Source organism: Colwellia sp. (assembly GCF_013215345.1).
GTDB lineage: Bacteria > Pseudomonadota > Gammaproteobacteria > Enterobacterales > Alteromonadaceae > Colwellia.
Genome location: NZ_JABSOV010000014.1, coordinates 1 through 13591 on the forward strand (window position 1 = coordinate 1; position 13591 = coordinate 13591).

The 13591-nt window shown below is 40.6% G+C and carries 8 protein-coding genes; all 8 read right to left on the bottom strand.

Going from position 1 to position 13591, the window contains the following annotated elements:
* Positions 1–961, bottom strand: a 961-nt coding sequence (locus HRT50_RS02760; RefSeq protein ID WP_291611114.1) for a helix-turn-helix transcriptional regulator, incomplete at its 3' end; no start/stop codon positions are given.
* 600 nt (positions 962–1561) lie between these two features.
* Positions 1562–3394 carry a glutamine--fructose-6-phosphate transaminase (isomerizing) gene (gene glmS / locus HRT50_RS02765; protein WP_291611116.1) on the bottom strand — a complete coding sequence of 611 codons (1833 nt, stop codon included), beginning with the start codon at positions 3392–3394 and terminating at the stop codon, positions 1562–1564.
* 80 nt (positions 3395–3474) lie between these two features.
* A complete protein-coding gene (locus tag HRT50_RS02770; RefSeq protein WP_291611118.1) occupies positions 3475–4239 on the bottom strand; it encodes a DeoR/GlpR family DNA-binding transcription regulator in 765 nt (254 codons plus the stop codon).
* 213 nt (positions 4240–4452) lie between these two features.
* A complete protein-coding gene (gene glmU, locus HRT50_RS02775; protein ID WP_291611120.1) occupies positions 4453–5838 on the bottom strand; it encodes a bifunctional UDP-N-acetylglucosamine diphosphorylase/glucosamine-1-phosphate N-acetyltransferase GlmU in 1386 nt (461 codons plus the stop codon).
* Between the two features lie 101 nt (positions 5839–5939).
* Complete coding sequence (locus HRT50_RS02780) at positions 5940–8657, bottom strand: nitrate reductase (RefSeq protein WP_291611122.1); 2718 nt, start codon at positions 8655–8657, stop codon at positions 5940–5942.
* Between the two features lie 33 nt (positions 8658–8690).
* On the bottom strand, positions 8691–9077 hold the full coding sequence (gene nirD / locus HRT50_RS02785) for a nitrite reductase small subunit NirD (protein ID WP_291611124.1): 387 nt from the start codon (positions 9075–9077) through the stop codon (positions 8691–8693).
* A 15-nt stretch (positions 9078–9092) separates the two neighbouring features.
* Positions 9093–11678 carry a nitrite reductase large subunit NirB gene (gene nirB, locus HRT50_RS02790; RefSeq protein ID WP_291611126.1) on the bottom strand — a complete coding sequence of 862 codons (2586 nt, stop codon included), beginning with the start codon at positions 11676–11678 and terminating at the stop codon, positions 9093–9095.
* Positions 11679–12158: 480 nt separating this feature from the next.
* On the bottom strand, positions 12159–13591 hold a 1433-nt coding region (locus tag HRT50_RS02795), incomplete at its 5' end, for an EAL domain-containing protein (RefSeq protein WP_291611128.1).

Sequence of the window (13591 nt, forward strand, 5' to 3'; positions counted from 1 at the left end):
CCATTAACTCCATTAATCCCACTAATGCTGCAAAAAGTACCGCCCCTACAGGCCAGATGATCCAGGTAACTCCCCAATTCATGGTCCATAAACTCCAGCCAAGGAATATGGCTGTTAGCAACGGCCAATAGAATGCCGCTAGTTTTTCTGCGCGTTTTGCACGCTTACCTTTTTCTGTTTCGGCATTGTCTTTGAGGATATTATTATAGGCGTCGAACTTGGTGGATACAGGGATTAAAATATAGATTCCTGTAGCTATGATGAAAAGAAGTAAAATCAGCATCATAAAAGTAATTGCCTCGCTTTCAAAAAACATATTAGCAAAAATTAACGGCATAATGCTGACGATAAACAAGAATATAGCTATTGATAGCCTTAAGTTATAGCGAGGTAAAAACTGTTGTAGTTTTTCTTGAATCACGCTATGAACACCATAAGCTAGTTCAAAATGCTCAGTCTCTATTACTACCATTTCCTTTTCATATTGGTTGGTTTTGATAAAAAAGCTCACCCCTACAGACACCATTATCAATATACTTAATATGCCAAACCCTGCGGCTAAGTCATCTGTTATGTTTAGCTTATTTGTTCCAGCCATGGCTAAAAAGAAAAATAGTGGTACTACTGAGCATAAACAAAACATCACTCCCTTAGTAACTAAGTTAGAAGCAGCCATTTTATTTTCAACATATTTTAGTGCCTGCTCTAAAGTAATTTGAGTAACGCTCGGCTCTTTACTTTCTGTTACGGAATCAAAAGTCTCGTATTCATCTTTCAGTAAAAAGTCAGTGGTAACGTCAAAAATATCCGCTAACATAATTATTTTATTCAAATCAGGTATGCTATTTGTACTTTCCCATTTAGAGACAGACTGTCTCGAAATATTCATCTTCTCAGCCAGTTCTTCCTGCGACCAAGCTGATTGCTTTCTTAATTTGATAATCTTATCTGCTAATATCATTATTTTTACTCTATCAACTATAATTGAGCGGCAAGCATAGGAAATTCAGTAGTTGCAGACTAGCAAGCTCGGTTGTTATTTTGTCAACCAGCGGTTGCAATGCAAAATATTTGCTTAACTTTAACCATTTATTATATACCAAGTCCATAAAGTTTATTCCCACTCAGAGCTTGCCTGCGGTTTGAGAACAAATAGAATTTTTTTGCATATAGTCACTCTATATGAAAGAAATTCTGTGCGGTTATCTAATCGCTGGAAAGCTCCCAAAGGGCGAGTTTAAAAGGCTTACATGCTACGTTATTGATTTTGATAAGGGAATAACCATTATCTACAATCAATGCCTTGCCTCTAAGCCTTTTAACTCTCGCTGAGTAAGAAGAAACTTATTGGAATTGGTATTACTGCAAATAAGTTTAACAATTAAATAATAAAACTTAAGTGTACATATTAAAGGTTACTAACTAAGTCCTTTTAAAAGTAATCTCTTCGAGCAAGGCAATAAAAAAGCGACTACTCAAAGAGTAAGTCGCTTTAGTTCACGCTGAGATGATTCCATCTTTATTTAGCAGCCACAAATGTTACCATTCCATTTTAAATGGCTTATTCAACAGTAACTGATTTTGCTAAGTTACGAGGTTGGTCAACATCAGTACCTTTGATTATCGCTACATAATAAGAAAGTAGCTGTAATGGTAAGGTGTAAACGATTGGCGCGATAATGTCATCACACACTGGCACATCAATAACTTTCATGGTGTCATCGCTAGCAAAGTTAGCATCGCTATCGGCGAAGACATACATTAAACCGCCACGGGCACGTACTTCTTCAACGTTTGATTTAAGTTTCTCAATTAAATCATTTTTTGGCGCGACGACAATTACCGGCATTTCAGCATCAATAAGCGCTAATGGACCATGTTTAAGTTCGCCCGCAGCATAAGCTTCAGCATGAATATATGAAATTTCTTTCAGCTTCAATGCTCCTTCCATAGCTATTGGGTACTGATCGCCACGGCCTAAAAATAGTGCATGGTTTTTATCGGCAAAGTCTTCTGCTAAGTCTTCAATTGAAGAGGCCAGTGCTAGTACTTCATCAAGTTTTGCCGGTAATGACATTAATGATTGGCAAATTTCGGCTTGTTTTTCTTTAGTCAAACCATGATGTTGGCCAATGGCTACGGTCATCATTAATAAGCCAACAAGTTGTGTAGTGAAAGCTTTAGTTGACGCTACGCCAATTTCAGCGCCCGCTTTAGTCATAAAGGCTAAATCAGATTCACGTACTAATGATGAGCCCGGCACATTACAAATAACTAAGCTTGATTTGTAGCCAATCTCTTTCGCTAAACGTAACGCAGCTAAAGTATCTGCGGTTTCACCTGATTGTGAAATGGTAACTAATAGCGAGTTTTTCGGCACAAACGATTTGCGGTATCTAAATTCACTGGCAATTTCAATATTACATGAAACACCGGCCAATTCTTCTAACCAATATCTTGCTACCATGCCTGAATGGTAACTGGTACCACAGGCAATTATTTGTATATGTTCTACGTTTTTAAATATCTCGTCAGCGCCTTCGCCAAAGGTATTGATATCTATACCGCCACCAACGACTCGGCCTTCTAAGGCATTACGAATAGCCGTCGGTTGCTCGTAAGTTTCTTTTAGCATGTAGTGACGGTATTCACCTTTGTCACCACTATCGTGAGATACGCTAACTTCTTTCGCTTCACGTACTACTGGCTTACCATCAATATCATAAATTTTCACTTCAAAGCGACTAATTAGCGCCACGTCGCCTTCTTCAAGGTAAGAGAATTTACGAGTTACTGGCAATAGAGCCATGATATCAGAGGCAATAAAGTTCTCACCTAAACCATAACCAATCACTAATGGGCTACCTGAGCGAGCAACAATAAGATTGTCTTGATCGCGACTATCCATAACAACTGTGCCATAAGCACCTTCAAGTTGTTTAACAGTTTTTTGTACCGCTTCGAGTAAACTAGCACTGGTTTTTAGTTCATGATGAACCAAGTGGGTAATTACTTCAGTATCGGTTTGCGATAAAAATTCGTAACCTAAGCCTTGCAGCTGGGTACGTAAAGCTTGATGGTTTTCAATAATGCCGTTATGTACTACCGCGATAGTATTATTTGATACATGCGGGTGAGCGTTCACTTCGCTTGGTGCACCATGGGTAGCCCAGCGAGTATGCGCAATACCTGTGCCACCAGCTAACGGGGTTTCGGTAAGCGCTTGATCAAGCTCTTTTACTTTACCTAAACGTTTGGTGGTAAAAAGTTTGTTATTATTATTGATCACTGCAACACCGGCAGAATCATAACCGCGATACTCTAATCGCTTTAAACCTTCTACTAAAATATCTGCTACATCGCGTTGGGCTACTGCGCCGACTATGCCACACATAATATTGATTCCTTTTCATTGTTCATATTTGATTACTATTATTAGTTTTGAGCTTAACTAACTTGAATAGCTTGTTTAAGTTAGCCCTTGGCGATAATTAATTTTACGCCTTGCTCCGTTAAGGCTGTGCGCATTTCTTCTGAGAGACCATCATCGGTGATCACTGTATGAATTTGCTGCCAGTTTAGTTCTAAATTAGGGATTTTTTTGCTTATTTTCGCCGACTCAACCATCACGATAACTTCGCGAGCCACTTCAGCCATAACACGGCTTAAGCCGATTAATTCATTAAAGGTAGTAGTACCACGGTTAATATCAATACCATCGGCACCAATAAAGAGTTGGTCAAAATCATAAGAGCGTAATACTTGCTCGGCAACTTGCCCTTGAAACGCCTCTGAATTAGCATCCCAAGTGCCTCCGGTCATCAATAATGTCGGCTCATTTTCTAAGGCATGAATCTCGTTAGCAATGCTCAAGGCATTGGTCATTACCACTAAACCTTTTTTATGGGCTAACTCACTGACTAAAGCCGATGTAGTTTGGCCGCTATCGATAATAATACGGTTGTGATCACGAATAAGCATGGCAGCTTTTTTGGCAATCAGTAATTTTTGCTGCGATAGTTGCTCAGTCTTTACTTCGGTAATTTCACTAGGCAAGGCCACTGCGCCACCGTAGCGTCTTAACAATAAACCACTGTTTTCCAGTGCCGCTAGATCTTTTCTGATGGTGACTTCTGAAGTATCAAATTGCTTGGCTAAGCTGTCTACGCTCACTTCACCCTGGGCATTTAAATCGGCAATAATATTATGACGACGTTGTTGAGTATTTCGTTTAGACATAGGATTTTATTTTTAACTTCTATGATTAGTTTGTTTCGAAAAGTTTCGAGTTGCGCAACTTAGTTTCGCTATAATCGATATTATGTTTCATACCGAAAGATAATGCAATTTTTTACTTTGATTCTGATCTAACTTATCTTATAAAAAACACAAAAAAAGCGCTAAAAATAGCGCTTTTGTAAAGAATTGTTTTGTTATGCTAGTACAAGCTGGTTAGCTCTTTTTTACCGGACGTTGCCAACCACTAAGATTACGCTGTTTTGCTCGGCCAAGGGCTAAATCACTTTCTGCTACTTCTTTAGTAATTACCGAGCCAGCAGCTATAGTTGCTGACTTGCCAATAGTTACCGGTGCGACTAATGAACTGTTTGAACCAATGAAAGCATTGTCACCAATGGTGGTAGTCGATTTATTTACACCATCGTAATTACAGGTAATAGTACCAGCGCCGATATTTACCTTGCGACCAATTTCGGCATTACCTAAATACGATAAGTGACCTGCTTTAGTGCCTTCACCTAAAGTAGTATTTTTCATTTCAACAAAATTGCCAATATGCGAGTCTTGTTTCATCACTGAACCAGGACGAATACGGGCAAAGGGACCCACCGAACAATTCGCTTCAATGATTGCATCTTCAATAATACTGTTTGGCTTAATTTCAACATTTTCGCCAATAGTACTGTTGGTAATAATACAGTTAGCGCCCACCAGTACGTTATCAGCCAGTGTAACTTCACCGACAAAAATACAGTTTACATCGATACTAACTTCAGTGCCTGTGGTTAACTTGCCACGAACATCAATGCGCGCAGGGTCACGTAAACTAGCGCCAGCAAGCATAAGCTCTTCAGCAATGCGCGCTTGGTAAGCACGCTCTAAGGTGGCCAGTTGCACGCGGTTATTCGCGCCTTCCACTTCAATTTCTGTTTCAGGGTGAGCGGTAGCTATTGTTTTACCTTCACCATGGGCGGCAGCAATAATATCCGTTAGATAATACTCACCTTGAGCATTATCGCTAGACAAGTTACTTAACCAACGTTTTAAGTCGCCACCGTTAGCTAATAAAATACCAGTATTGGCTTCATTAATTTTTAACTGCTCGGCACTGGCATCTTTTTGCTCAATGATGCCGACGACTTGTTGCTTGCCCGCTATTTCTTCACGGACAATACGGCCATAACCCATAGGGTTAGCTAAATGCACAGTTAATAGTGCCATGCCATTGTCAGGTTTAGCGGCTAGTAAGCTCTCTAAGGTAGATACTTTAGTTAACGGCACGTCACCGTAAAGTACTAATACATCTTCATCATCGGCTAAAAAAGGCGATGCTTGATCAACCGCATGACCGGTACCTAGTTGTTCTACTTGCTCAACAAATGTTAAGTCTTCACCGGTATTTTCTTTAGTCAGTGTTGCTTTTAACACTTCCCCGCCAAAGCCGTACACTAGGTAGATATTACTCGCGCCTAATTGACGAGCACTGTCGATAACATGAGCAACCATAGGTTTGTCAGCTATATTATGTAGCACTTTGGGTAAAGAAGAGCGCATACGAGTACCTTTACCCGCAGCAAGAATGACGACAGAGAGTGACATGATAAATCCATTCAATGAGAATTTTTAAGAGCGCGTATTGTAACCAAGTTACCCTATACTTTACTAGTATGCTTGTTTAATATAGTTGCGCTGCCTTAATGTTATCCGGCCGCTAAATCTGTTATCACGGCAATAGGGTCTGCTTGGTATTGGCTGATCAAGCTAGCTAATTCTGGTTTACAAGAGCCACATTTGGTACCACATTGTAGCTGTTCACCCAATTTATCAACACTAGTGCAACCTTGTTTTATGGCTTGCTTAATAGTTTTTTCACCGATAGAAAAACAACTACAGACTTGCTTGCCCTGATTAAACTCTTCACTAGCAATGCCTAGTAACAGCGATTGTATAGTGGAAAATCCCAGCGTTTCTTCACTAAAAACGTGTTCAAGCCAGCTAGCTTCTATCACCGGCCATTGCTGAGAAAAGTAAGCTAAAGCAATTAATTTTCCTGCTTGCAAACAGACTATATATGATTGACTGTCTTGATTAAATTGCAACCACTCTCCAGACAAACTTGTCGTCTGTTGGCACCATAACAAGACATCGACAATAGGTTCATCAAACGCGGCTTGATAAGCATCACCGTAAGCCGTGGTATTTTTCAGCCAAAAGTCTGCAGCTAGTTCAACATCACTCACTGTGTACAAGCTTAAATATTGCTGATAGCTTTTTTTAGTTAAGGCAACTGCACCTTGCTTACATTCAGCTTGGCCTGAGATTGGGTCAACAATACTTTGATATAAAGCACTAACATTAGCATGTGAGGCAAAACTTTTATTCCAATGTATCGGCATAAAACACTCACCAACACGCTGTTTATCATCTAACTTAACATGTGCAATCGCGTGGCCAGTACTCGCAGTAATGTTGAGCATATCATCATCAACGACAGCTAGATTTTTCGCATCACTAGGGTGAAGGTAAAGATAAGGCTTGTCAGTGTGCGCCGAAAGCTTGTTGGTTTTTCCCGTGCGGGTCATGGTGTGCCACTGGTCACGGATACGGCCACTGTTCAGTACAAAAGGAAATTGTTCAGAAGTTCTTTGTATTGGCAACTTCGGACTCACGGCAATAAATTGCGCTTTACCGGTAGCGGTATTGAATTTACCATCCGCATAAACCCGCTCACAACCTTGCGGGTATTGCTCGTTAACTGGCCATTGTATCGGTGCTAACCGATGGTATTCCTGCGCCGTTAACTGACTCAAGCCAGACAAATCAAGCAGACGTTCACCATTATTTTCAAAACTGGTTAAACGGGCATGTTCATTAAAAACATCGCTAACTGCTTCAAAATCAAAACCAGCAAAGCCCATGCTTTGCGCCACATCACGGATAATTTGCCAATCATGCTTGGCTTGCCCTGCAGGTGCAACCGCATTGCGTTGACGCGAGATACGGCGCTCAGAGTTGGTCACTGTGCCATTTTTCTCTAACCAAGGTGTTGCTGGTAATTTTACATCGGCAAAAGCTAAGGTGTCATTTTCTGCAACACAATCGGAAACAACCACGAGTTCGCATTGTTTCAACGCCGTGGCAATTTTGTCGCGATCAGGCAAACTCACCATAGGATTGGTGGCCATTATCCATATCGCTTTAATTTCTCCCGTGGCGATTTTGTCAAACATCTCCACGGCCTTAGCGCCTTGTTTAGTTGCCATGGTGGGTGATTGCCAAAATCGCTGTACTTTATCTTGGTGTAGTGGATTATCAATATCCATGTGAGCAGCGAGCTGATTGGCTAAGCCACCTACTTCCCTACCGCCCATGGCATTAGGCTGGCCGGTAATTGAAAACGGGCCACAACCCGTTTTAGCCATTTTTCCACTGGCTAAATGACAGTTAATAATACTCTGGCACTTATCTACGCCAGAAGAAGATTGATTAACGCCCATAGAATAAAAGGTTAGCGCCTTTTTACTCTGACAAAACATCTGATAAACAGTCGTTAATTCTTCCGCACTAACTTGGCAATATTCCGCGACTTTCGTTACCGACCAAGCTGCAGTCAGTTTAAGTGATTCAGCAAAACCTTCGGTATTTTGCGCTATGTAATCAGCGTCTAAACCACCATTTTCACTTAAATAGTTCAACAGGCCATTAAAAAATGCGCCATCACTGCCCGGCTTTAATTGAATAAAGTTATCTGCTAATTCGCAAGTAGCTGTTTTTCTGGGATCAATGACTACAACTTTCATCAAAGGATTGATCTTTTTAGCGCGCTCAATACGTTGATATAAAACAGGATGTGTCCAGGCGGCATTAGAGCCTGTCAGTAATAACAAGTCGGTTTGCTCAAGATCTTGATAACTACAAGGCACCACGTCTTCGCCAAACGCGCGCTTATAAGCCGAAACTGCCGACGACATGCACAGTCTAGAGTTAGTATCGATATTGCCTGAGCCGATATAACCCTTCATCAATTTGTTGGCCAAGTAATAGTCTTCGGTCAATAGCTGACCTGAGACATAAAAAGCAACGGCATCTTTACCGTGCTTTTTAATAATATCGCTGAATTTATCCGCCACATAATCAGTAGCTTGCTGCCAACTAACCTGCTTGCCTGAAATTTCAGGGACTAACAAGCGATTAGTTAAATCTATGGTGTTGAGTAAGTTACTGCCTTTTACACATAACTTGCCATAATTGGCCGGATGATCAGCTGAGCCCGTTAATGATGTAGCTTGACCATCGGCTATACCAATATCAACACCACAACCAACACCACAATAGGCGCAGGTGCTCTGAATAAGTGACGGCTCAGTTGTTGCTACTTTTACTGAAGTAAGCGCTGCAGCGGGTATAAGTTTACTCATATTGAATTCCTAAAAATTAGCCTCTGCTACAAGTTAGTAAAAGACTTGCACTAGTTCGTTTTCAATACGTATATCGTACACAGCAATACTCTGCTCTTCTTGCAAACAACGACCTGTCTTTAATGAAAAATGTTGTTTATATAACGGCGAAGCAACCACAGGCTCATCAGCAATACAGCCAACAATGCCACGATAAAGCACGTTGGCTTTACCAATAGGATCATAGTTGCCAACGGCAAATATTTTTTCTTCGCTGTTTGGCAGGTGAAAAATAGCAATTTGTTCTTCTACTCTCTGCTCATTCCCTTTACTGCCTTCACTAGCATCTTTTACCAATAAGGCGCAAATACCTGAGTCTTTTACTAAGTCACTTGAGTCACAAATTGTGCGCCATGTTTTTTCTGTATTTGTTGTAGTCATTTTTTTTTGCTCCTCTTAAGCTTCTTCAGCTACTGCTTCTTTTTCTGTAGTATCGCTTTCTACTTCTGTGATAAAGGTTACGGCAATTTTCTCTTCACCACGTGCTGGACGAATTTGCTCTCGCTCGGTAACAAATTGGATATTGCTATCACTTTTATCAGAGTTAACAAAAGGTTGGAAACGTTTCAATGCTTCAGGATCTTCCAGAGTTGTTTTCCATTCACATTGATAACTACCAACAATTGCCGCCATTTGCTCTTCTAGCGCATCGGTAATACCTAGACTATCTTTCATGATAACGTCTTGTAAGTAAGCTAAGCCGCCTTCTAAGTTATCCATCCATACTGAAGTACGTTGTAATCTGTCACCCGTTTGTACGTAGAACATTAAAATGCGATCAACATATTTTACTAAGGTGTCATCATCTAAATCGGTGGCAAATAAATCACCGTGACGTGGTTTCATGCCACCGTTACCGCCGACAAAAAGGTTCCAACCATTTTCGGTGGCAATAATACCTATGTCTTTACCTTGTGCTTCAGCACATTCGCGGGTACAACCTGAGACACCAAATTTAATCTTATGTGGGGCACGTAAACCCTTGTATCTGTTTTCTAAATCGATGGCCATAGTCATGCTATCTTGCACGCCGTAACGACACCAAGTAGAACCAACACATGATTTAACAGTACGTAATGATTTACCATAGGCGTGGCCTGTTTCAAAACCGGCATCAACTAACTCTTTCCAAATGGGTGGTAATTGTTCAACACGGGCGCCGAATAAATCTACACGTGCGCCACCAGTAATTTTGGTATATAAATTATATTTCTTGGCAACTTGCCCTAAAACGATCAGTTTATCTGGGGTAATTTCACCGCCGGCAATACGTGGTACCACTGAATAGGTACCATCTTTTTGCATGTTGCCTAGGTAAGTATCATTGGTATCTTGTAGCGATAAATGTGGCTTTTTAAGAATGTAGTCATTCCAAACTGACGCCAGTACTGAAGCTGCTACCGGTTTACAGATTTCACAACCTAAACCACGACCGTGCGAGTTAAGTAGCTCATCAAAGGTTTTAATTTTTTCAACACTGACAATGTCAAACAGCTCTTTACGTGAATAAGCAAAATGCTCACAAATGTCTTTTTTAACTTCAACACCGCGTTTTTCAAACTCGTTATCGGCAACACTTTTAACTAAGGCTGCACAACCACCACAACCTGAGCCGGCTTTAGTGCCGCTTTTCACTTGACCAACATCAACGGCGCCACAATCAATCGCGGCAATAATGTCGCCTTTAGTAACGTTATGACATGAACAAATAGTGGCCGTATCAGGTAAGGCATCCACACCTAAAGTAGGTTTATCACCCGCCATAGGTAAAATTAAACCTTCAGGAGCTTCTGGTAAGTCAATAGCATTGAGCATGTATTGCAATAGTGAGTCATACTCAGCAGTATCACCAATTAATACCGCACCTAACATTTTTGTTTTGTCTGCAGAAACAACTATTTTCTTATAAACGCCTTCAGGCTGGTTTTCATAGGTATAAGTTAATGAACCTTCCGTTTTAGCGTGGGCGTCGCCAATAGAGCCAACTTCAACACCCATGAGTTTTAATTTAGTACTCATATCAGCGCCGGTAAACTCAGCTTCTTCGCCACAGATATCTTTAACGGCAACTTTAGCCATGTTGTAACCTGGTGCAACTAAACCATAGATAAAGTTATTCCATAAGGCACACTCACCAATTGCATAAATATCATCGTCTGACGTTTTACATTGGTTATCAATAACAATACCGCCACGTGCGCCTATTTCAAGGTCAAATTCACGGGCAAGGTTGTCATAAGGGCGAATACCCGCTGAGAATAAAATTAAATCTGTTTCAAGTTCTGTATCGTCGCTGAAACATAATTTATAACGGAGCTTATCACCCGCTACAATTTTAGTGGTGCCTTTTGAGGTATGCACTTGCACGCCTAATTCTTCGATTTTTGTTTTTAATAAACGACCACCGCCGCCATCAACCTGTACCGCCATTAACTGCGGAGCAAATTCGACAACATGTGTTTCTAAGCCAAGCTCTTTTACCGCTTTTGCTGCTTCTAAACCAAGAAGACCACCGCCAATAACAACACCAACTTTACTAACGTCAGCACTAGCTTGAATCGCTTCTAAGTCATCAATGGTACGGTAAACTAAGCTATGCTCAACATCGCCACCAGGAATAGGTGGCACAAATGGATATGAACCAGTCGCTAAAATAAGTTTGTCATATTCAAAAGAGTCACCGCTTTCAGTAGTGACTACTTTAGCTAACTTATCAATATTGGTTACTTTGGCATTAGTTTTGAAGATAACCCCTAACTCATCATAATGCTCAGGTGTGGTCAGGGCGAGATCCTCTGCAGTTTTACCTGAAAAGTATGAAGATAAATAAACACGATCGTATGCTAATCGTGATTCAGCAGATAAAACTGTTATTTCATAATCTGAATTTTTAGCCATTTCTTCAACAAAGTGATGGCCAACCATGCCATTACCAACCACAACAATTTTAGCTTTGCTCAACAGCTGTTTATCTGAATTCATAAGGACAATCCTACTCTTAATGCACAAATAAATAGTGCGAGAATAGAATAAAACGCTTTGCTTGAGACTTAAGTTAAGGCTTCTTTTGCCAGCAAGGTTTTATTCAACATGACATATATAGAGCAAGCTAAGTGCCAAAAGGTTATCTACTTGAATAACAAGGATTTAGAATAAATGCCTTACGCTATTTTTACCTTTTTGCACTAAGGTGATGACTAGTAGGCACTGACACGGTGCAAGTGCTGACACAATAGAAATAAGCTGAGCACAGGTAAATAAATGGTAACTGAGTGCTTCTGTCATTAAATTTTAGGGTTTGTTGAGTAGTTAATTTAGGAATAATTAGGGGCTATTGAATGTAAGAATGATTAACTTTAGCCGAAGTTTTATGGATATAGAGCCTATATCGACTCTATATCCCTTAATTCTTTATTATCTGGGAGTGCTGGCCGCCATAGTTCCTTAATAGCAGCGCTTTGCTCAAGTCGTTATGATTGATACCGCCGTTTCATTGGCTAGACTAGTGTCCTTTGCTCGCCTAAACTTTTCGATAAATTGGCTGGCTGGCATAGGTCTGCCGGTATAATAACCCTGCACATAATCACACTTTTCGCCCTGGAGATATTGCAGCTGCGCCTCTGTTTCTACACCTTCGGCCAGTACATCTAAGCCCAATGAGTGGCTCATCTGAATAATAGCAGTGGCAATCGATTTACTATCATCGTCATTCTCAAGATCAGTAATAAAACTACGATCTATTTTCACTTTTTGAATCGGAAAGCGCTTCAAATAACTCAGCGAGGAATAACCGGTACCAAAATCATCCATTGCCAACTGAAAGCCAGCATCGTGTAAAGCCTTCATCATATCTATGGCTTGATCAACATTATCCATCACCGCGCCTTCGGTGATTTCAAGTTCGATAAAGTTGCTGCTAACATCATGCTGCTCTAAAATTAGCAGCATATGTTGTAAAAAATCTTTACGTCTAAATTGTACCGGTGAAATGTTAATCGCTACCTTAATATCGACAATCCCGACATTTACAAAGGTTTTTATTTCACGACATGCCTGTGCCAAGACCCAATCGCCCAATTCATTGATCAGTCCACTCTGCTCAGCAACAGCAATAAACTTATCCGGCGGGATCATGCCTTTTTCTGGGTGATGCCAACGTATCAATGCCTCAGCACCAACAAGTGTCTTATGGTCGATAGTAAAGAGCGGTTGATAGTAGAGTTCAAAATGACCTTGCAGTAAAGACTCGGCTAAATCAGTCAAAATCTCCTTGTTTTGCTGCAATCTAACATTCATCTCACGAGTAAAGAAGCAGGTGGTATTACGACCATTATCCTTCGCCTGATACATGGCAATATCGGCATTTCGAAGTAGTTCCTCACTATTATCAGCATCATCAGGACAAATAGTTACTCCTATGCTACTGCCCATATTAATATTGTGACCATTCACTGTTATTGGTGTTTTCAATAACTGATTGAGTCGACGAGCAAAACTCACTGCGTCTTCAATGCCATCAACCTTATTGATAATGAAAGCAAACTCATCTCCACCTAACCTTGCTACCGTATCCATTTTTCGCCCGGTACCAGCGAGCCTTAACGCCACTTCTTTAAGTAATTCATCGCCAGCTTCATGACCCATGGTGTCATTAATTATCTTGAAGTTGTCTAGATCCATAAAGAAGACAGCAAATTTATGATCGTGACGTTTAGCCATCGCTACCGCCTGCTGTAACCTATCTTGAAATAATAACCGATTAGGCAAACCCGTCAGTGAATCATGCAGTGCCAAATGCTTCAGTTTATGTTCTGCTTGGTTAAAGTAATAAGCTAGCAAACCAAATTCATCTTTTCTGCGATCATCGAGCAACTCTGTATGAGTATGCTCGCCAT